Origin of the sequence: Arthrobacter phoenicis (assembly GCF_047238215.1) — a bacterium.
Taxonomy (GTDB): domain Bacteria; phylum Actinomycetota; class Actinomycetes; order Actinomycetales; family Micrococcaceae; genus Arthrobacter.
On record NZ_JBDFMK010000001.1, the window covers coordinates 598,379 to 617,927 of the forward strand.

The 19,549-nt window shown below is 71.7% G+C and carries 17 protein-coding genes, 1 tRNA gene and 1 pseudogene; 13 read left to right on the top strand and 6 right to left on the bottom strand.

Annotated elements, in window-relative coordinates; all coding sequences use genetic code 11:
* Positions 1–4: 4 nt before the first annotated feature.
* Complete coding sequence (locus ABC337_RS02700; RefSeq protein ID WP_412883236.1) at positions 5–478, bottom strand: RrF2 family transcriptional regulator; 474 nt, start codon at positions 476–478, stop codon at positions 5–7.
* Positions 479–659: 181 nt separating this feature from the next.
* Here ABC337_RS02700 and ABC337_RS02705 point away from each other — a divergent pair, with 181 nt between their 5' ends.
* Entirely contained in the window at positions 660–2,435 is a 1,776-nt protein-coding gene (locus ABC337_RS02705; RefSeq protein ID WP_412882474.1) for a phospho-sugar mutase, read from the top strand.
* A gap of 22 nt (positions 2,436–2,457) precedes the next feature.
* Here ABC337_RS02705 and nirD read toward each other — a convergent pair whose 3' ends face one another.
* Positions 2,458–2,841: a nitrite reductase small subunit NirD gene (gene nirD, locus ABC337_RS02710; RefSeq protein WP_412882473.1), complete on the bottom strand. Its 384-nt coding sequence runs from the start codon at positions 2,839–2,841 to the stop codon at positions 2,458–2,460.
* Between the two features lie 366 nt (positions 2,842–3,207).
* Here nirD and ABC337_RS02715 point away from each other — a divergent pair.
* The 8 genes and pseudogenes from ABC337_RS02715 to ABC337_RS02750 all read left to right on the top strand — a co-directional run.
* Positions 3,208–4,980 (top strand): annotated as a pseudogene (locus ABC337_RS02715) (FAD-dependent oxidoreductase); the annotation flags it as partial.
* Positions 4,950–5,069: transfer RNA gene (locus ABC337_RS02720), tRNA-OTHER, on the top strand. The pseudogene ABC337_RS02715 and the gene ABC337_RS02720, both read left to right, overlap by 31 nt.
* A complete protein-coding gene (locus tag ABC337_RS02725; protein ID WP_412882472.1) occupies positions 5,038–5,775 on the top strand; it encodes a nitrite reductase large subunit NirB family protein in 738 nt (245 codons plus the stop codon). Before ABC337_RS02720 ends, ABC337_RS02725 begins: the two co-directional genes overlap by 32 nt.
* Positions 5,776–5,777: 2 nt before the next feature.
* Complete coding sequence (gene cobA / locus ABC337_RS02730; RefSeq protein ID WP_412882471.1) at positions 5,778–6,803, top strand: uroporphyrinogen-III C-methyltransferase; 1,026 nt, start codon at positions 5,778–5,780, stop codon at positions 6,801–6,803.
* 5 nt (positions 6,804–6,808) lie between these two features.
* The gene (locus tag ABC337_RS02735; protein ID WP_412883235.1) at positions 6,809–7,951 is read left to right on the top strand and encodes a uroporphyrinogen-III synthase; all 1,143 of its coding nucleotides are present in this window, start codon (positions 6,809–6,811) and stop codon (positions 7,949–7,951) included.
* Positions 7,952–8,102: 151 nt separating this feature from the next.
* Positions 8,103–8,978, top strand: coding sequence for an FAD-dependent oxidoreductase (locus tag ABC337_RS02740; protein WP_412882470.1), 876 nt, complete (start codon positions 8,103–8,105; stop codon positions 8,976–8,978).
* Positions 8,979–9,089: 111 nt separating this feature from the next.
* The gene (gene deoC / locus ABC337_RS02745) at positions 9,090–9,821 is read left to right on the top strand and encodes a deoxyribose-phosphate aldolase (protein ID WP_364136913.1); all 732 of its coding nucleotides are present in this window, start codon (positions 9,090–9,092) and stop codon (positions 9,819–9,821) included.
* A 61-nt stretch (positions 9,822–9,882) separates the two neighbouring features.
* Positions 9,883–10,116: a hypothetical protein gene (locus tag ABC337_RS02750; RefSeq protein ID WP_412882469.1), complete on the top strand. Its 234-nt coding sequence runs from the start codon at positions 9,883–9,885 to the stop codon at positions 10,114–10,116.
* Between the two features lie 73 nt (positions 10,117–10,189).
* Here ABC337_RS02750 and ABC337_RS02755 read toward each other — a convergent pair whose 3' ends face one another.
* Positions 10,190–11,014 (bottom strand): metal-dependent hydrolase, encoded by an 825-nt coding sequence (locus tag ABC337_RS02755; RefSeq protein WP_412882468.1) that lies wholly within the window; start codon positions 11,012–11,014, stop codon positions 10,190–10,192.
* A gap of 6 nt (positions 11,015–11,020) precedes the next feature.
* Positions 11,021–14,665, bottom strand: a complete 3,645-nt coding sequence (gene mfd, locus ABC337_RS02760) for a transcription-repair coupling factor (RefSeq protein ID WP_412882467.1) — start codon at positions 14,663–14,665, stop codon at positions 11,021–11,023.
* A gap of 240 nt (positions 14,666–14,905) precedes the next feature.
* On the opposite strand from mfd, the gene ABC337_RS02765 reads away from it, so the two are divergent.
* The 4 genes from ABC337_RS02765 to ABC337_RS02780 all read left to right on the top strand — a co-directional run bounded on the left by ABC337_RS02765 (position 14,906) and on the right by ABC337_RS02780 (position 17,501).
* Positions 14,906–16,465, top strand: a complete 1,560-nt coding sequence (locus tag ABC337_RS02765; RefSeq protein ID WP_412882466.1) for an SDR family oxidoreductase — start codon at positions 14,906–14,908, stop codon at positions 16,463–16,465.
* 47 nt (positions 16,466–16,512) lie between these two features.
* Positions 16,513–17,010, top strand: a complete 498-nt coding sequence (locus ABC337_RS02770; RefSeq protein ID WP_412882465.1) for a DUF2505 domain-containing protein — start codon at positions 16,513–16,515, stop codon at positions 17,008–17,010.
* 3 nt (positions 17,011–17,013) lie between these two features.
* A complete protein-coding gene (locus ABC337_RS02775) occupies positions 17,014–17,232 on the top strand; it encodes an SCO4848 family membrane protein (RefSeq protein WP_290258502.1) in 219 nt (72 codons plus the stop codon).
* Positions 17,233–17,369: 137 nt separating this feature from the next.
* On the top strand, positions 17,370–17,501 hold the full coding sequence (locus tag ABC337_RS02780) for a hypothetical protein (RefSeq protein ID WP_412882464.1): 132 nt from the start codon (positions 17,370–17,372) through the stop codon (positions 17,499–17,501).
* On the opposite strand, the gene sufU is transcribed toward ABC337_RS02780, so the two are convergent.
* Both sufU and ABC337_RS02790 read right to left on the bottom strand, forming a co-directional pair.
* Positions 17,498–17,965, bottom strand: coding sequence for a Fe-S cluster assembly sulfur transfer protein SufU (gene sufU / locus ABC337_RS02785; protein ID WP_412882463.1), 468 nt, complete (start codon positions 17,963–17,965; stop codon positions 17,498–17,500). The two genes, ABC337_RS02780 and sufU, sit on opposite strands and share 4 nt — an antisense overlap.
* A 9-nt stretch (positions 17,966–17,974) precedes the next feature.
* A complete protein-coding gene (locus ABC337_RS02790; protein WP_412882462.1) occupies positions 17,975–19,282 on the bottom strand; it encodes an aminotransferase class V-fold PLP-dependent enzyme in 1,308 nt (435 codons plus the stop codon).
* Positions 19,283–19,549 lie beyond the last annotated feature (267 nt).

Below are 19,549 nucleotides of genomic sequence, written 5' to 3' on the forward strand. Positions count from 1 at the left end.
CGGTTCAGCCTGCCGCCAGCCGCGCCACGGTCCTGGCCCGGTCCTCCGGGAACCGCCGCTCCATCGAGTCGGCGATCCCGGCGATGGTCTGCCGGGCCAGGGTCTGCCGCCACACCAGTTCCGCCTGCCGCATCGTCTGGGCGACCAGGCAGGACCGGGTGAAATCGTCCCGCTCCCCGGCGCCCGGGACGTTGCCCAGGATGCCCTCGCAGCGGAAGGCCGGTTCCTGGCCCTCGACCGCCAGCACCACGTCCAGGACCGTGACGGCATCCGGCCGCCGGGCCAGCGCGAACCCGCCGCGCGGGCCCGAGACCGAGACCAGGATGCCCTCCCGGACCAGCGCCTGCAGCTGCTTGTTCAGGTAGGCGGCGGGCAGGCCGTACAGGGCCGCCAGCCGGCCGCTGTTGACGGCCTCGCCCGCGGGGGTCCAGGACATGGCGACGCACGCGTGCAGCGCCCACTCCACCCCTCGCCCCATCCTCACATTCCAGACGCTATGTGTCCGGAAATTGGGGTGTCAACGGGCCAAGGGGCCCGGTGGGGCTCTCCTGCGGCAATCCTGAGCAAGCCCTGCGGAGGGTCCGGACGTGATGGAACTGTAAGGCCGCGCGCGCTTGTCGCGGCGCGCCGGCCCCCGGTTTGCCGCTAGTTTGGTATCCATGACGTCTTCCGATGCCGCACTGAATGTTCTCCTGGGCGAAGCCCGCGCCTGGGCCGGACAGGACCCGGATCCGGCCACCGCCGCCGCCCTGGCCGAGCTCATCCGCCTCACCGAGGAAGGCGCTCCCGGCGCCCGCCAGGAACTCGCGGACAGCTTCAGCGGCACCCTGGAGTTCGGCACGGCCGGCCTGCGCGCCGCCCTCGGCCCGGGCCCGAACCGCATGAACCGCGTGGTGGTCCGGCGCGCCGCCGCCGGGCTCGCCGCCTTCCTCACCGGCGCCGTCGGCCGGGCCGCCGCCGGCACCCGGCCGCGCGCCGTCGTCGGCTACGACGCCCGGCACAACTCGGACGTGTTCGCCCGCGAGACCGCCGCCATCTTCACCGCCGCCGGCATCGAGACGTTCCTGATGCCCGCCGCGCTGCCCACCCCGCTGCTGGCCTACGCCGTCCGCGCCCTGGACTGCGACGGCGGCGTGATGGTCACCGCCAGCCACAACCCCCCGCAGGACAACGGGTACAAGGTCTACCTGGGCCGGCACGCCGTCGAGGAGTCCGGCCGCGGCGCCCAGATCGTGGCACCCTACGACGCCCGGATCGCCGCCGAGATCGACGCCGTCGGCGCACTCGAGTCGATCGCCCTCGCCGGGGACGGCTGGACGGTCCTGGAGCCCTCCATCGCCGCCGACTACCAGGCCGCCGTCGCGGCGCTGGTGATGCCGGAGCACTTCCCGGCCCGCGACCTGAAGATCGTCCTGACCCCCATGCACGGCGTGGGCGGGGAAACCGCCGTCGCCGTGCTGAACGCCGCCGGCTTCGCGGACGTCACCCTGGTCACCGAGCAGGCCCTACCGGACCCGGACTTCCCCACCGTCAGCTTCCCCAACCCCGAGGAACCCGGCGCCCTTGACCTGGCGCTGGAGACCGCGGCCCGGGTGGACGCGGACATCGTGATCGCCAACGACCCCGACGCCGACCGCGCAGCGGTGGCGGCCAAGGACCCGGACACCGGCGCCTGGCGGATGCTGCGCGGCGACGAGGTGGGCGCCCTGCTGGGCGCGCACGTGGCCGCCCGGCTCGCGGCCGACGGCGGGGCTGCCGCGGGTGCCGCGGGCGCCGCGCAGGACGGCGAAACCGCCGGCGTGTTCGCCAACTCCATCGTTTCCTCCCGGCTGCTGGCCCGTGTGGCCACCGCCGCCGGCTACGAGCACAAGGAAACCCTCACCGGCTTCAAGTGGATCGCCCGCGTCCCGCACCTGCTCTACGGCTACGAGGAGGCCCTGGGCTACTGCGTGGCCCCGTCCCTGGTCCGCGACAAGGACGGCATCTCCGCCGCCGTGCTGATCGCCGAACTCGCCGCCGCGGCCAAGGCCGCCGGCCGGACCATCTTCGACACCCTCGACGAGCTGTATCTGGTGCACGGCCTGCACGCCAGCGACCAGCTCAGCATCCGGGTGGCGGACCTGGGCCTGCTGGACGCCATGATGAACCGGCTGAGGGTCAGCCCGCCGGAATCCTTCGGCGGCTCCGCCGTGGAGACCGCCGCGGACCTGGCCGAGGGCAGCGAACAGCTTCCGCCCACCGACGGCCTGCTCTACCTGACCCGCGACGGCAGCCGCGTGATCATCCGGCCCAGCGGCACCGAGCCGAAGCTCAAGTGCTACCTGGAGGTGATCCGGGGCGTGGAATCCGCCGCCGGCCTGCCCCAGGCCCGGCAGGAGGCCCGCGCCGCGCTGGACGCGGTGCTGGCCGACGTGCGCGAGGCCCTGGGCCTCTAAACCCTCGGGCTGCCGTGCGGGGCTAAAGACGGATTTCGATGAAACCGTCGGCAGCGCGCGCCGGGTAGGTGGCCAGCCGCAGCTCCGGGTTGCCGAGGCACTCCCCGGTCAGCAGGTCGTAGACCTCCTTGTGCAACGGGGACGCCAGGGTCCGCCGGGTCCCCCGGGACCCGGTGATCCCCCGTGCCATGACGTGCGCTCCGGTGGCCGGGTCGGCGTGGTCGACGGCGTAGACCTCACCGCCGGCCGTGCGGAACACGGCCACCTGCCGCCCCGCGACCAGCGCCGCCTCACCCCAGCCCGGCTCCAGGTCCTGCACCGCGCAGATCCGGTGCCAGCCGGTCCCGTGCGTTCCCGCCATCTGCTCCGCAAAACTGCGGGCCGCGTCATCCAGTACGGCAGTCATCCGGGGCTCCTCCCTGCTTGCTGTCCGGTTTTCCGGCCGCCACTGCGGCCATTCCCCCACGCTAGGACTGTCGTGTAACGGCCGCATACAGCCCATGTGTCCGGCCGGTAAAAGAGACCTCACCCGGGCCGAAACCCGTCCGTGATGCAGAAGTTAAGACCACGAAACAATCGGGAAACTGACGCGAAACTGCCGCTGCCTAGGCTGGCCGGAGATGTTGCAGCACACCGCCTGCGGCCCAACGAAAGGCCACCCGTGACCGGACAGACCGCCAGCCCCCGCCCTTCCTCCTCCCCCGCACCCGCCGCGGCGCGCCGCGTCGTCGTCGCCGGCGGCGGCCCCGCAGCGCACCGTTTCGTGGAGGCCATGCACGCCCGTGGCCTGGCCGGCTGGCAGATCACCGTGCTGACCGAGGAGGCCCACCTGCCCTACGACCGGGTGGCGCTGAGCAAGGCGCTGACCGATACCGGCGTGGACCTCACCCTGGGCGAGGCCTCCCTGTGGGAGAACGAGGCGCTCACGCTCCGGACCGGCGAGCGCGCCACCGGCATTGACACCGCCGCGAAAACCGTGCAGACCGCCGCCGGCACCGTCTACCCCTACGACGAGCTGGTGGTCGCGACCGGCTCGGACGCGGCCCGCCTGCCCATCCCGGGCGCCGAACACACCCACGTCTACCGCACCCTGGAGGACGTCCGGGCCATCAACCAGGAAATCGCGGACCTCACCGCGGCGCTGGGCCGCACTGTCAACGCCGTCACCGTCGGCGGCGGGCTGCTGGGCCTTGAGGCGGCTGCCGGCACCGCCCAGCTCGGCGCCAATCCGATCGTCATCAACGGCTCCCCCTGGCTGATGAATACCCAGTTGGACGAGGGCGCCGGGCAGGCCCTCGGCCGGCTGATCGAGGCCAAGGGCTTCACCGTCCACGGCGGCGTCTTCCCCGCCGAGGTGCTCTCCGACGACGCCGGACAGGTCACCGGCGTGCTGCTGGCCGATGGGCGCGTGGTCGACGCCGACATCGTCATCACCGCCGTCGGCGTGCGGCCCCGCGACGAGCTGTTCCGCCCCGGCGACGACGGCCCGCAGCAGTTCCGGCTCGGCCCGCGCGGCGGCGTCGTCATCGGCGAGGACTGCCGCACCGAGGTCCCCGGGATCTGGGCGATCGGCGAGGTGGCCAACTTCGGCGGCATGTGCCTTGGCCTGGTGGCGCCGGCGAACACGATGGCGGAAATCGTCGCGGACCGGCTACACGGCGGCGCCGCGACCTTCCCCGGCTTCGACACCGCCACCAAACTCAAGCTCTCCGGCGTCGACGTCGCCAGCTTCGGCGACGCCTTCGCCCGCACCGGCCACGCGCTGGAGATCGTCTACGCGGACCCGGCCCGCGGCGTCTACCAAAAGATCGTCACCACCGACGACGCCACCACCCTGCTCGGCGGGATCTTCGTCGGCGATGCCGCCCCGTACACCGCGCTGCGGCCGCTGCTGGGCCGGACACTGCCGGCCGAACCCGGCGCCTACCTCACCGCGGCTGGCGGCGGGGTCGACGCCCTCGCGGCCGAGCTGCCCGACGACGCCGTCCTCTGCTCCTGCAACAACGTGGCCGCCGGGGCCATCCGCGATGCCGTTAACGGCTGCGGCGCCTGCGAGGGCAGCGAACCGGTCCGGGACCTCCCCGGGCTCAAGGGCTGCACCCGCGCCGGCACCAGCTGCGGGTCCTGCGTCCCGATGCTCAAGAAGCTCCTCGACGGCGAACTCACCAAGTCCGGCGTCGAGGTCTCCACGGCGCTGTGCGAACACATCGGACTCTCCCGCCAGGAACTCTTCGACGCCATCCGGGTGCTGGCACTGACCTCCTTCGAGGACGTCATGGCCCGCTACGGCAGCGGGGAGGGCTGCGATATCTGCAAGCCCACCATCGCCAACATCCTCGCCAGCCAGCACGGCGCCTACGTCCTCGACGCCGGCCGCGGCACCCTGCAGGACACCAACGACCGGGCCCTGGCGAACATGCAAAAGGACGGCACCTACTCGGTGGTGCCGCGGATCGCGGGCGGCGAGATCACGCCGCAGAAACTCGGCGTGATCGCCGCCGTCGCCGAAAAGTACGGCCTGTACACGAAGATCACCGGCGGCCAGCGGATCGACATGTTCGGGGCCCGGCTGGAACAGCTCCCGGAGATCTGGAAGCTGCTGGTGGACGCCGGGTTCGAATCCGGCCAGGCCTACGGCAAGAGCCTGCGCACCGTAAAATCCTGCGTCGGGTCCACCTGGTGCCGCTTCGGGGTGCAGGATTCGGTGGCCATGGCCATCCGCCTGGAACTCCGGTACCGCGGCCTGCGCAGCCCGCACAAGCTGAAGATGGGAGTCTCCGGCTGCGCCCGCGAATGCGCCGAGGCCCGCGGCAAGGATGTCGGCGTGATCGCCACCGCGGACGGCTGGAACCTCTACGTCGGCGGCAACGGCGGCGCCACACCGGCGCACGCCCAGCTGCTCGCCAAGGACCTCGACGACGAGACGCTGATCCGCTACATCGACCGCTACTTCATGTACTACATCCGCACCGCCGACCGGCTGCAGCGCGCCGCCCGCTGGCAGGAGGAGCTCGACGGCGGCATCCGCCACGTCGAGGACGTGGTGGTGCACGACAGCCTGGGCATCGCCGCGGACCTGGAGGCCGCCATGGCCAAACACGTGGACACCTACGTCGACGAGTGGGCCGAGACCCTGCAGGACCCGGACCGGCTGCGCCGCTTCCGCTCCTTCGTCAACGCCCCGGACCAGAAGGACGACTCCATCACCCTCGTCCCCGACGAGCGCGGCCAGATGCGGCCCGCCACCGCGGAAGAGAAACGCTCCCGGCTGATCGCCACGACCATCCCCGTCAGGTCGGCCGGCCCCGCCGCCGGCGAACCCACCGAAAGCAGGGTCTAAGCATGCAGCTCAGCATCGAACTCACCGGCCGGACCGTCCTGGTCGCCGGCTCCGACGCCGCCGCCCGGCAGGCCGTCCTGCGCTACCGGGCCGCCGGCGCCGTCGTCAGCCGCCTCACCGGCCCGGACGCCCCGACTGCCGCGGGTCCGCTGCCCTTCCTGGTGGCCGCGGTGGACGACGGCCAGCCCGGCTGGCCGGCCCGCCTGGACCGGTTCCGCGCCGCCGGGGTGCCGGTCGCCGCCGAACCCGCGGCCGGCCCGCCAGGGCACGTCACCCTGGTGGGCGGCGGCCCCGGAGCCGGGGAGCTGCTGACCGTCGCCGCGGTCGCCGCCCTGCGCGACGCCGACGTGGTCTTCTACGACCGGCTGGCACCGCACCAGGACCTGCCGTCCCTGACCACCGCTGACCTCGTGGACGTGGGCAAGACCCCCGGCCACCACAAGGTCAGCCAGGCCGGCATCGAGGAGCTGATGGTCGCCGCCGCCCTGGCCGGCGCGAACGTGGTCCGGCTCAAGGGCGGCGACCCGTACGTCTTTGGCCGCGGCGGCGAGGAGGTGGCCGCCTGCGTGCGCGCCGGGCTGCCGGTCCGGGTCATTTCCGGGGTCACCAGCGCCGTCTCCGTCCCGGCCGCCGCCGGCATCCCGGTCACGCACCGCGAGGTCAGCCGCCTGTTCACGGTGGTCTCCGGCCATGCCCCGCTGACCGAAGACGAGCACCGGCACCTGGCCGGGCTCGGCGGGACCATCGTGGTGCTGATGGGCATCGGCACGCTGCACCAGCTGGCGGCCGGGCTGCGCCGGGCCGGGATGCGCGCGGATATGCCGGTGGCGGTGATCGAGCGCGGCTACCAGCCCGGCCAGCGCACCACCATCGCGGACCTGGGCGGCATCACCACGGCCGCCGCCGGCTGCGGCAACCCCGCCGTCCTGGTGATCGGCGAGGTGGTCCGGGTCGCGGAGGCGAACCGGGGCTGCGACGCCGCCGCTGCCGAACTGGACCGCCTCGCGGCGTCCCTGGTCGGGGCGTGAGCGCCGTGACCGTGAACAGCCTGGCCGGCACCGCCACCGACGCCGCCGGATCCGCCGACCTGCCGCTGGAAGGCTTCCGGATCGGCGTCACCTCGCACCGCCGCTCGCAGGACCTGATCGAGGCCCTGGAACGCCGCGGCGCCGAGGTGCTGCACGCCCCGGCGTTGAAAATCGCCCCGGTGCAGGAGGACCACCGGCTGATCGAGGACAGCCGCGCCATCATCGAGGCCCGGCCGCAGCTGTGCATCGCCACCACCGCCTACGGCATGCGCCGCTGGTGCGAGGCGGCGGACAGCTTCGGCATCGGCGACCAGCTGCTGGAGACCCTGGGCGCCACCCGGATGTTCGTCCGCGGGCCCAAGGCCCGCGGCGCCGTGCGCGCGGCCGGCCTGGCCGACGTCGGGATCAGCAGCGACGAGACCACCGCCACCCTGGTGGACATGCTGCTGGCCGAGGGTGTGCGCGGCAAGACCGTCGCCGTCCAGCTGCACGGCTACACCGACGTCCGGCAGCTGGAGCGGCTCCGGATGTCCGGGGCGAACGTCATGACCGTCACCCCCTACCGCTGGGTCAAACCCGAGGGCGCCGGCCGGCTGCCCAAGCTGATCGAGGCCGCCTGCAACGGCAGCCTCGACGTGCTGACGTTCACCTCCGCCCCAGCCGTCGATGCGCTGTGGAGCACCGCGCACGAGATGGGCCTGTACAAGCAACTGGTCGCGGCGCTGAAGACCACGGTGGCCACCGCCGTCGTCGGCCCCATCACCGCCCAGCCGCTGGTCGACGCCGGCGTGCAGCCGCTGGTGCCGGAACGGTTCCGGATGGGCGCGCTGATCCGGCTGGTCTGCGAACACCTGGCCCTGAACCACGTCCGCCGGCTGGACACCGCCGCCGGCGCGGTGGAGCTGCGCGGCCGGTCGCTGCGGATCGACGGCGACCCCGTGGAACTGGCACCCGCGCCGCTGCTGCTGATGCGGGCGCTGCTGGGAGCCGGCGGCGCCGTGCTGTCCCGGGAGTCGCTCTCGGAACTGCTGGAACTGCGCGGCTCGGTGCACGCGCTGGACATGACGGTCAGCCGGCTCCGGTCCGCGTTGCCGGACGCCTCGCTGGTGGAAACTGTGGTGAAACGGGGCTACCGGCTCCGGGTGTGAGCCACGCCATTACCAGCTGGTAACAATTGGCGAACAGGGAGCGAAAATACCGCAACACCGAAGAAACGTGCGCGAAAAACCGGCCTCCTACGCTGGGGAACAACAGAAACAGGGGCCACACCAGCAGGCCCGCCAGCGAAAGGGCCAGCACATGTCCGCACCGAAATCCTCCGCCGCCAGCACCGCCGCAACCACCGTGGCCTCCTCGCCGCGGATCGTGATCGCCGGGGCCGGTCCGGCGGCGCAGGCCCTGGTCCGCCAGCTCACCCGCACCCCGTTCGGCGGCGCCATCACGGTCCTCAGCAACCGGGACGACGCCCCGGCGGAACTGCTGGAGCTGGCCGTCCTCCCCCAGGTCTCGGTCCGGTTCGGCCAGCCCGCCAGCTTCATCGACGCCGAGCAGCGGCGGGTGACGACGGCGGACGGCCTCGAATTCGGCTACGACCAGCTGGTCATCGCCACCGGCTCGGCCCCGGCCCTGGCCCCGATCGAGGGCTCGGGCCGGTGCTTGAGCTACTCCACGATCGACGACGCCGGCACCCTCGGCGACGCGGTCAAGGACGTCACCCGGGTCCTGGGCCGGCGGCCGCTGGGCATCCTGGTGGGCACGGGCACGGCAGCGGGCCAGGCCGAGGCGGTGCTGCGGGCCCGCGGCGTCCGCCCAGTCCGCACCACGCTGCGGCCCGCCGCCGTCGTCCCCACCCTCGCAGGGTCCGTACTGCCGGCCTCCGGGATCGTCTTCGAGGACGGCTCGAGCATGAGCGGTGACCTGGTGGTCCTCGCCGAGGAGCGGATCTCCCGGGACGCGCTGGCCCGCACCGCCGGGCTGGCCACCGCCGCCCAGGGCGGCATCCTGGTGGGCGCCGACTACCGCACCTCCGTGCCCGGGATCTGGGCGATCGGCGACGCCGCGGCGCTCGACGGCGTCCGGCTGGGCCTGCTGGTGGCCGCCGGGTCAGCCGCCAGCATCTGCGCCGCCGGGCTCGTGCAGGCCTGCCTCCAGATCCCCGTCGCTGCCGCCGCCTGAGCCCCGGCCGGCGTGTTCCCATATGGCAAGATGGTGCACTGAGAAGCCACGACGCGCGCCGCGTCAGCAGCCGGGCCGGCCATGATCCGTCCCGTCAGGAAAGGGACCACCATGAGCAACGACGCCACCACGGCCGGGGCCTCCGGCACCGGCCAGGACCTCCACCACGGCACCGGCAACATCGCCGCGTTCATCGACCACACCCTGCTCAAGCCGGAGGCCGGCGAGGCCGACGTGCTCAAGGTCTGCTCCGAGGCCGCCGAGTACCAGTTCAAGTCCGTCTGCGTGAACCCGATCTGGGTCAAGACCGTCAAGACCGCCCTCAAGGGCTCCGGCGTGCTGACCTGCTCCGTGATCGGCTTCCCGCTCGGCGCGACCCCCAGCGACGTCAAGGCGTTCGAGGCCCGCGGCGCCGTGCTCGACGGCGCGGACGAGATCGACATGGTGATCAACATCGCCGCCGCCCGCGCCGGCGACAAGGGCGCCCTGGTCGATGACATCCGTGCCGTGGCCGAGACCGTCCACGCCGGCGGCGCCATCCTCAAGGTCATCATCGAGACCTCCCTGCTGGACGACGCGCAGAAGGTCCTCGCCTGCGAGGCCGCCGTCGAGGCCGGCGCCGACTTCGTCAAGACCTCCACCGGCTTCAACGGCGGCGGCGCGACGGTCGAGGACGTCACCCTGATGCGCCGCACCGTGGGACCGGACCTGGGCGTCAAGGCCTCCGGCGGCGTGCGGTCCCTCGCCGACGCGCAGGCTATGATAGCTGCTGGTGCAACACGTATTGGCGCCAGCTCCGGCATCGCGATCGTCAAGGGCGAACAGGGTTCGTCCGCGTACTGAGCGCCGCACCGGAAGCACGCCGCCACAGTTTTTACAGCCCCGCGGGGCCGAGGAGGAACGAATGTCCAGCAACAACGGTAAGACCGCCAAAACCCGTCGGGGCGAGAACAACCTGGCATCCAGCGTGGTGCTGTTTATCATCATGATGGCGCTCTTCTTCGGCGCCCTGTACTCGCTGTCGTTCCTGACCCTGGGCAACCCCTGGCCGATGCTTGCCTGCCTGGTGCTGTTCGCCCTGGCGTTCTGGATCCCGCAGACCATCACCGGCCGCTCGGACTCGGCCGGCGAACACTAAGCCTCGTTCAACAACTGAAGCCCCGGTCCGCCGGGGCTTCAGTCGTTTAACGGCCGGTTCCGGACGGGCGCGGCTAGCTTCCCGTGCCGAGCAGACGGCCGACGACGGCGGAGCCGAAGGCGACCGCCGCCGGGAAGTGCCCGCGGGCGACGTCGACGGCGGCGACGCACATTCCCACCATGGCGTAGGCGCCGACGGGGATCAGCACCAGCCACTCGCGCCGCGAACCGGCCCGGCCCAGGAGCGGGATGGAGAACGCCCCGTTGGCCTTCCAGACGTCCTTGACCAGCGGCAGCCTCCGCAGGAACTTCGGCGGTTTGACCACGATCGGCCACAGCAGCGGCACTCCCCCGGTGGTGATCATGTCCCCGATGATGTGCACCAGCACGCCGGTCAGCATGGACACCGGCAGCCAGGACCACTGGTGCGGGGCGAACCAGGTCACCAGCCCGGCCATGGTGAGCGCGAAGATCCAGTTGCTGACCACCCCGTACTTGGGGAAGAGCTTCAGGGCCTTCGCGGCGATGTTGATCAGGAACATGCACAGCAGTCCGGCGCCCACCGAGAGCAGGCCCCAGTCGGTCTGCAGCTGGATCTTCCCGGCCAGCGCGGCTAGCAGCACGAAGAACGCGGCCCCCAGCACCGAGTGGGTGCCCTGGCGGTGGCCGCCGGAGGCGTTCTCGATCCCCACGGCGATCAGGTTCGAGAGCGGCGGCAGCGCGTGCGCCACCGTGGACGAGCGGTGGTCCCAGTCGCAGATCAGCGCCGTCCCCGCCGTCGCCATCCCGCCGATGACGATCCCGGCGGGGTCCAGCGGGTACCAGCCGAGCGTGTACGGCCCGGTCGAGGCAATAGCCACCCACGCCGCGGCACCTGACGCGGCGTGGTGTCCTCCCATCACGGCCTAGCCCGCGGCGGGCGGGGCGTCGGTGAAGATCGACTCGATGACGCTGTTGGCCCAGGCCAGGATCTCGGCGTCCTGCAGGTCGCGGCCGCCGATCCGGGCGGTCTTGGGCTTGGGAATCAGCACCGCGTCCAGCGCCGGCTTGGTCTGCGAGCCCGGGTACATGCGGGCCAGCCGCATCTGCTTGGACTCGGGCAGCTGGGCGGGCGAGAACTTGATGAAGTTCCCCTGCAGGGCGACGTCCGTCAAGCCCGCCTCGCGCGCCCCGACCCGGAATCGGGCCACGGCCACGAGGTTCTGCGCGGGCAGCGGCAGCTCGCCGTAGCGGTCCACCAGCTCGGCCTCGACCTCCTCGATGGCCTCGTTGGTCAGGGCGGAGGCCAGCTTTCGGTAGGCCTCGAGGCGCAGCCGTTCGCCCGGGACGTAGTCGTGCGGCAGGTGCGCGTTGACCGGCAGCTCGATCTTCATCTCGGCGGCCTTCTCCTCGGCCTCGCCGCGGTAGTCCGCCACGGCCTCGCCCACCAGCCGGATGTAGAGGTCGAAGCCGACGCCCTGGATGTGGCCGGACTGTTCGCCGCCGAGCAGGTTGCCGGCGCCGCGGATTTCGAGGTCCTTCATGGCCAGCTGCATCCCGGCGCCGAGCTCGTTGTGGGTGGCGACGGCCTTGAGCCGTTCCAGCGCCACCTCGCCCAGCGGCTTCTCCGAGGGGTAGAGGAAGTAGGCGTAGGCGCGTTCCCGGCCGCGGCCCACGCGACCGCGCAGCTGGTGCAGCTGGGAGAGCCCGTACTTATCCGCACCGTCGACGATCAAGGTGTTGGCGTTGGAGATGTCCAGGCCGGTCTCGATGATGGTGGTGCAGACCAGGACGTCGAAGCGCTTCTCCCAGAAGTCCACGATGATCTGTTCCAGCCGGCTCTCGGACATCTTGCCGTGCGCCACCTCCACGCGCGCCTCCGGCACGAGTTCGCGGATCTTCGCGGCGGTGCGCTCGATCGTGGAGACCCGGTTGTGCACGAAGAAGACCTGCCCCTCGCGCATCAGCTCGCGGCGGATCGCGGCGGAGGTCTGCTTGTCCGTGTACGGGCCCACGTAGGTCAGCACCGGGTGGCGCTCCTCCGGCGGGGTGGCCAGGGTGGAGGTCTCGCGGATGCCGGTGAGCGACATCTCCAGGGTGCGCGGGATCGGCGTCGCGCTCATGGCCAGGACGTCCACGTTGGTGCGCATCTTCTTCAGCGCCTCCTTGTGCTCGACGCCGAAGCGCTGCTCCTCGTCCACGATCACCAGGCCCAGGTCCTTGAACTCAAAGTCCTTGGACAGCAGCCGGTGGGTGCCGATCACGACGTCGACGGCGCCGGTCTTGACGCCCTCGGCCGTCTCCTTGGCCTCCTTGGCGGCCTGGAAACGGGACAGCGGGCGGACCCGCAGCGGGAAGCCGGAGAACCGCTCGGTGAACGTCTCGTAGTGCTGCTGCGCGAGCAGGGTGGTGGGCACCAGCACGGCCACCTGCTTGCCGTCCTGGACGGCCTTGAACGCGGCCCGGACGGCGATCTCGGTCTTGCCGTAGCCCACATCGCCGGAGACCAGGCGGTCCATCGGGATCTCCCGCTCCATGTCCGCCTTGACCTCGTTGATGGTCGTCAACTGGTCCGGGGTCTCCACATAGGGGAAGGCCTCCTCGAGCTCACGCTGCCAGGGCGTGTCCGGGCCGAAGGCGTGGCCGCGGGAGGCCATCCGGGCGGAGTAAAGCCGGATCAGTTCGCCGGCGATCTCCTTGACCGCCTTGCGGGCCTTGGACTTGGTGCTGGCCCAGTCGGAGCCGCCCATCTTGCTCAGCACCGGGGTGTCGCCGCCGACGTAGCGGGTGACCTGGTCCAGCTGGTCGGTGGGGACGAAGAGCCGGTCGCCGGGGGCACCGCGCTTGGACGGGGCGTACTCGAGCACCAGGTACTCACGCACGCCGTCGCCGCCACCGGCGACCTTGCGCTGGATCAGCTCCACGAACCGGCCGATGCCGTGCTGTTCGTGCACCACGAAGTCGCCCGCGAGCAGCTGCAGCGGGTCGACGGCGTTGCGGCGCTTGGAGGGCATCTTCCGCATGTCCTTGGTGGACCCGGCGGAGGTGCGGCCCAGCAGGTCCGCCTCGGTCAGCAGCGCGGTCTTGAGCCCGTCCAGGACGAAGCCGCGGCCCACGCACGCGGTGGTGACCTCGATCAGGCCCGGCTGCGGCTCGGCTTCCAGCGTCTCGACCCGGGCGCAGGGGATGTCGTTGTCGTGGAAGAGTTCGGCGAGACGCTGGGCGGGGCCGGGGCCCTCGGTGGCGACGACGATCCGCCACTGGTCGCGCACGTGCGAGCCGATGAAGTCCATCATCTCGGCGACGTCGCCCTGGTAGCCGCGCGGTTCGCGGGCGTGCAGGTTCACGACGTCGATGTCCGGCAGCAGCTCCTCGTCGCTGGCCAGGGAGCTGATCGACCACCAGGACACCTGGTGCTCCAGCGCGGTGGCACGGGTCTCGGCCAGGGACCGGAAGCTGGCCGAGTGCAGCGCCTCGGACGCGGCGGCGCTCAGATCCAGCGGCGCGGCCCCGCCGTCGGAGGCCGTGGACCAGGCCGCCTCAAGGAATTCCTCGTTGGTGGCGGCGAGGTCGTGGGCGCGGGTGCGGACCTTCTCGGGTTCGATCACGACGGTGATCGAACCGGCCGGGAACTGGTCCACGAACGGAACCATCGAGTCCACCAGCACCGGGGCGAGGGACTCCATGCCCTCGACGGCGATGCCGCCGGCGATCTTCTCCAGCATGTCCGCCGCGGCCGGCAGCTGGGACTTCAGCGTCGCGGCGCGGGACATCACGGAGGGGGTGATGAGGATTTCGCGGCACGGCGGCGCGTGCAGTTCGGTGGGGTGGTGCACGCCGGGGGCGGTCAGCGAGCGCTGGTCGGCGACGGCAAACCAGCGCATCTGTTCGACCTCGTCGCCGAAGAACTCCACCCGGATGGGGTGGTCCTCGGTGGGCGGGAAGACGTCCAGCATGCCGCCGCGGACGGCGAACTCGCCGCGCCGGGTGACCATGTCCACCCGGGCGTAGGCTGCGGCGGCGAGGTTCTTCACCACGTCCCCGAACGGGGCCTCCTGGCCCACCGTCAGGGTCACGGGCACCAGCTCGCCGAGCCCCGCCACGATCGGCTGCACGACGGCGCGGACGGGGGCGACAACGACGCGCAGCGGCGTGCCGGAGGCCTCCGGGTGGGCCAGCCGGCGCAGCACGGAGAGGCGGCGGCCGACGGTGTCCGAGCGCGGGGAGAGCCGCTCGTGCGGGAGGGTCTCCCAGCTGGGGAACTCGGCGATGCTGCCGGCGGGCAGGAACGCGTCCAGGGCCTGCACCAGGTCCTCCGCCTCACGCCCGGTGGCGGTCACCGCCAACACGACGGGGGCAGCCGCGCCTTCTGCGCCGGCGGCGTCGGACGCGAGCAGGCCGTCCGATACCTCGGCGAGCAGGGCCGCGCGCAGCCCGGCCGGGGCGCTGAGCTGGTAGCCCTCGCTGCGGGCGGAGACCGGCCGGGACGCCTCGGCCTGCACCCGGGCGAAGGTTGAGTCCCGGGCGAGGACGCGCCGCAGGCCGGAAAGTGAGGGGCCGGGAAGGCTCATGGCGGAAACTCCTGAACTGATCGCTGACGTGCAGGCAACACGAATACCCGGAATTCGCAAGAATCCCGGGTGATTCCAGCCTACCGCCACCGGAGCCGACCGGGCACCCGGGGGCTAAGCTGGCAGGACGGGCCCGGCCCGTTCCGGCTCCCTGCCACGCCTGTCCCATGGCAGCAGGGACGTCCGGCGGCCCCGCCGCTCCGAATGGCTAATATCCGCAACGAGAAGGAGCCACCCGCAATGACCGGCATCCCCCCTACCCCGCACCCGAAGACGGTCCTGGTCACCGGCGCCACCGGCTACATCGGCGGCCGGCTGGTCCCCCGGCTGCTGGAGGCCGGGCACAAGGTCAAGGTCCTGGTCCGGACGCCGGCGAAGATCGCGGGCGTTCCCTGGCTGGAGCAGGTGGAGGTGGTGCAGAGCAGCCTCGACGACGGCGCGGCACTCAGGGCAGCCCTGGCCGGCGTCGACGTCCTCTACTACCTGGTCCACTCGATGGCCGGCGGCTCCGGCTTCGAGGCCAAGGAAAAGGAGATGGCGGCCCTCACCGCGGAGGCGGCCGAGTCCGCCGGCGTGGACCGGATCGTCTACCTCGGCGGCCTGCACCCCTCCGGAGCCGAACTCTCCACCCACATGCGCTCCCGCGAGGCCGTGGGCAAGATCTTCCTGGACAGCCCCGTGGACGCCGTCGTCTTCCAGGCCGGCGTGGTGATCGGCTCCGGCTCCGCGTCCTTCGAGATGATCCGGCACCTGTCCGAGACGCTGCCGCTGATGCCCGCCCCCAGCTGGGTCCGGAACAAGATCGAGGCCATCGCCGTGCGCGACGTGCTCTACTACCTGGTCGGCGCCGCCTCGCTGGACGGCCCGATCAACCGCACCTTCGACATCGGCTCCCGGCAGGTGCTCAGCTACGCCGGGATGATGCAGGAGTACGCCGCGGAGGCCGGGCTGCCCTACCGGATGGTGCTGGCCCTGCCGGTCCCGGCCCCGAAGCTGGCCGGCATGTGGGTGGCCCTGACCACCCCGATTCCGCTGTCCATGTCGCTGCCGCTGGTGGAATCGCTGCAGCACGACGCCGTGGCGCGCGAACACGACATCGATGACTACATCCCGCTGCCCGAGGGCGGCCTGACCCCCTACCGCCGCGCCGTTGCCCTGGCCCTGGGCCGGGAACGCGACGGGCAGGTGGAGACCACCTGGGCGAACGCGGGCGCCGACGCCGACCCGCTGCCAAGCGACCCGGAGTGGGCCGGGCACCGGGTCTACGTGGACGAGCGCAGCTACTCCAGCCCGGCGGCCCCGGAGCACGTCTGGACCATCATCGAGGGCATCGGCGGGCAGAACGGCTGGTACTCCCTGCCGCTGGCGTGGAGCGTGCGCGGCTGGCTGGACAAGCTGACCGGCGGGGCAGGGCTGGCCCGCGGCCGGCGCCACCCGCGGCTGCTGGCCGAGGGCGAAGTGGTGGACTGGTGGCGGGTCGAGCGGATCGACCGCGGCCGGCTGCTCCGCCTCCGCGCCGAGATGCGCGCCCCGGGCCGGGCCTGGCTGGAGCTCATGGTGGAACCGGAGGGCAACGGCAGCCTCTACCGGCAGCGGGCCATCTTCTTCCCCAAGGGCCTCAGCGGCAAGCTCTACTGGCTGGCCGTGCTGCCGTTCCACAGCCTCATTTTCCCCGCCATGTCGCGGAACATCGCGGCCGCGGCCCAACGCCTCGCAGAGACAGAGCCCGGGACGGACCCCGGGACCCAACCGGAGCGGGAAACGAAGGCCGAATCGGAACCGGCCGGACCCAACGCGTAAGATGTTGGGAGCCCGAAACGACCCCTTCCACCCCCTGGAGGACCCTAATGGCCCTGAGCGCATCCACCACCCTTCCCCACACCGTCGAGAGTGTCACGGCAGTCTTCGCCAACGAGGACTTCCTGCGCCACACCAGTGAACTGGTCGGCGGCACCCTGGAATCGTTCGCCGTCGACGGCGATCCGGCCGGCGCGTTCAACACCACCACGGTGCGCACCATCCCCACCACCCGGATGCCGGACATCGCCCGGAAGTTCGTCGGCGAGAGCCTGAAGGTCACCCAGCTCGAGAGCTGGGGCGCCCCGGCGGCCGACGGTTCGCGCGAAAGCAACATCTCCCTCAAGGTCGCCGGCGCCCCGCTGGACGTCAACGCCGTGCAGCGGCTCGTGGCCGAGGGCGGCAGCACCCGGATCGAACTGGAGGGCACCGTGTCCTCCTCCGTGCCGTTCCTCGGCGGGAAGATCGCTGACGCCGCCGAGCCGATGGTCGGCAAGGCCCTGAACATCCAGGCCACCCAGGCGCAGGCCTGGCTCGAAAGCCACTAGGCCATGGAGCTTCCCGTCCTCGCCGCCGTCGTCCTGATCATCGCCGGCATCTGGTCGCTGGTGGTCTGGCCGCAGTTCCTGCGCCGCGTGCGCAACGATCCGCGGGCCCGTGACGCCAACGGCAAGGCCACCCGGTTCCTGACCGTGCACGTGGTGCTGGTCAGCATCTCGATGGTGCTCGGCGCGGCCACGGCCGGGATCGGGATCGCCGGTCTCTTCTGATTCCGCGGTCCCTTCAGGCCTCCACCCGGCCGTCGCGAAATGTGAGTAGGTAACCCGCTCACGTAAGCGGCGGCCGGGTCTTTTATTGCGTGGACCGCACGCTGTTTCCGGCCGCCGGCCCGCCGTCCAATGGTGCTATGGACATGGATGGAATGGAACGCGTCTGGCACGGCAGCCACCGGAAGCCGGGCGGACGGAACTGGTCGATGTACACCGCGCTGGCCATGGTCGCCCTGCTCTTCGGCATCATCGCCAGCTACGTGCCTTAGCTCTCCTGCCGGCCCAGCGCCTGGGTGAGGGCGTCCTCGGCGGCAACCCAGGAGAGCATGGCGCACTTGACCCGCGCGGCGTAGCGGGACACACCCTCGAACGCGGCGGCGTCGCCGAGGATCTCCGGATCCGCGGCCACCTTGCCGCGGGAGCGCAGCACCTCACGGAAGCTGTCGATGATTCGCTGCAGTTCGGCCGTGTCCAGGTCCTCGGCGAGCTCGGTCAGGACCGAGGCGGACGCCATCGAGATCGAGCACCCCTCACCGTCCCAGCGGAGGTCGCTGACCTTCCCGCCGGCCACGGACACCCGCACGGTGATCTCGTCGCCGCAGGTCGGATTCAGCTGGTGTGACTGGCCGGACGCGGCACCCGCGGGGTACTCCGCCCCCGCGTCCAGGCCGTTGCCGTGCCGTTCCTTGGCGTGCTCGAGGATGATTTGTTGGTACAGCTGGTCAAGGCTCACGGGCGGTCCTCAGGCTTTGAAGTAGGGACGGACGCCGGCGACGGCGTCCAGGAACGCGTCGACGTCGTCGGTGGTGTTGTACAGGTAGGTGCTGGCGCGGGTGCTCGCCGTCAGGCCCAGGCGGCGGTGCAGCGGCTGGGCGCAGTGGTGGCCCACGCGCACGGCGATGCCGCGGCTGTCCAGGAACTGCCCGACGTCGTGGGCGTGGACGCCGGCGACGTCAAACGCGGCCAGGCCGATCCGTTCCCGGCCGGCGGCGGGGCCGAGCACGCGGATACCGGGGATCGCCTCGAGGCCCTCGACGAGCCGCTGGCCGAGCGTGGCCTCCCAGGCATGGATCCGGGCCAGGCCGGTCTCGGTCAGGTAGTTCGCCGCGGCCGCGAGCGCCACCGCCTGGGAGATCCGCTGCGTGCCGGCCTCGAAGCGCTGCGGGCTGGGCAGGAAGCCGGCGCGGTCCATGGTGACCGTGGTGATCATGGACCCGCCGGTGAGGAACGGCGGCATGGCGTTGAGCAGCTCCGAGCGCCCGTAGAGGCCGCCGATCCCGGTGGGCCCAAGCATCTTGTGGCCGGAGAAGACGGCGAAGTCCACGTCCAGGGCCTTGACGTCCAGTTCCAGGTGCGGGGCCGACTGGCAGGCGTCGAGGACCACAAGCGCGCCGGCGGCCCGGGCCAGCGCGACGAGGTCGGCGACGGGGTTGATGGTGCCGAGGACGTTGGAGGCGTGGGTGAAGGCCAGGACCCGGGTGCGGGGGCCGATCAGCCGGGCGGCGGCCTCCAGGTCCAGGGCACCGGCGTCGTCCACGGGGATGTAGTCCAGGGTGGCGCCGGTCCGGGCGGCGAGCTGCTGCCACGGGATGAGGTTGGCGTGGTGCTCCATCTCGGTGACGACGATCCGGTCACCGGTCCCCAGGGCGAACCGGGCAGCCTCCGCGGGGGCGCCGGGCAGGGAGGCGTTGAGGAAGGAGTAGCTGAGCAGGTTCAGGCCCTCGGTGGCGTTCGAGGTCCAGATCAGTTCGTCGTCGCCGGCGCCGATGAACGCGGCAACGGTTTCCCGGGCGTCCTCGAAGACGTCTGTGGCCTCCACGGCCAGGTGGTGGGCACCGCGGTGCACGGCGGCGTTGCGCTGCTCGTAGAACTCCTGCTCGGCCTCGAGGACGCTGATGGGGTTCTGCGAGGTGGCCCCGGAGTCCAGGTACACCAGCGGCTGGCCGTTTACGGGCCGGTTGAGGATCGGGAAGTCGTTGCGGATCCTCAGGACCTCGTCGTTCCCCAGGGCCGGGGCCGGGCTGGGCAGGTGGGCTGGTGGTGCAACCATGGGTGGAACTCCTGATCGGCAGTCGCTGCGTCGGGTCCGCCCGGCGGGTGAGCGCGGCGTGGGCGGGCCGATTACGTTACACAGATTTAGCCTAATTATTCCACGGCCCGGCCGGATGCCCCACGGAGGGCCCCCTTACCGCCGGAACTGACCGTCGGAACGCGGGGCACTCCCGGGCAGCCAAACGCCCCGCCGGCGGGCCTTGGGTTCCCGGGCGGGGCGTTTGATTCCTGCGTCTGCCGCCGGATGAACCTGGCGGGAGACCGT

Coding starts and splice junctions, on each gene's coding strand:
- ABC337_RS02765 (WP_412882466.1), top strand. CDS start 14,906: ATGACCGGCATCCCCCCTACCCCGCACCCGAAGACGGTCCTGGTCACC.
- ABC337_RS02790 (WP_412882462.1), bottom strand. CDS start 19,282: ATGGTTGCACCACCAGCCCACCTGCCCAGCCCGGCCCCGGCCCTGGGG.
- deoC (WP_364136913.1), top strand. CDS start 9,090: ATGAGCAACGACGCCACCACGGCCGGGGCCTCCGGCACCGGCCAGGAC.
- cobA (WP_412882471.1), top strand. CDS start 5,778: ATGCAGCTCAGCATCGAACTCACCGGCCGGACCGTCCTGGTCGCCGGC.
- mfd (WP_412882467.1), bottom strand. CDS start 14,665: ATGAGCCTTCCCGGCCCCTCACTTTCCGGCCTGCGGCGCGTCCTCGCC.
- ABC337_RS02740 (WP_412882470.1), top strand. CDS start 8,103: ATGTCCGCACCGAAATCCTCCGCCGCCAGCACCGCCGCAACCACCGTG.
- ABC337_RS02750 (WP_412882469.1), top strand. CDS start 9,883: ATGTCCAGCAACAACGGTAAGACCGCCAAAACCCGTCGGGGCGAGAAC.
- ABC337_RS02700 (WP_412883236.1), bottom strand. CDS start 478: ATGGGGCGAGGGGTGGAGTGGGCGCTGCACGCGTGCGTCGCCATGTCC.
- ABC337_RS02755 (WP_412882468.1), bottom strand. CDS start 11,014: ATGGGAGGACACCACGCCGCGTCAGGTGCCGCGGCGTGGGTGGCTATT.
- ABC337_RS02775 (WP_290258502.1), top strand. CDS start 17,014: ATGGAGCTTCCCGTCCTCGCCGCCGTCGTCCTGATCATCGCCGGCATC.
- ABC337_RS02780 (WP_412882464.1), top strand. CDS start 17,370: ATGGACATGGATGGAATGGAACGCGTCTGGCACGGCAGCCACCGGAAG.
- ABC337_RS02705 (WP_412882474.1), top strand. CDS start 660: ATGACGTCTTCCGATGCCGCACTGAATGTTCTCCTGGGCGAAGCCCGC.
- ABC337_RS02770 (WP_412882465.1), top strand. CDS start 16,513: ATGGCCCTGAGCGCATCCACCACCCTTCCCCACACCGTCGAGAGTGTC.
- nirD (WP_412882473.1), bottom strand. CDS start 2,841: ATGACTGCCGTACTGGATGACGCGGCCCGCAGTTTTGCGGAGCAGATG.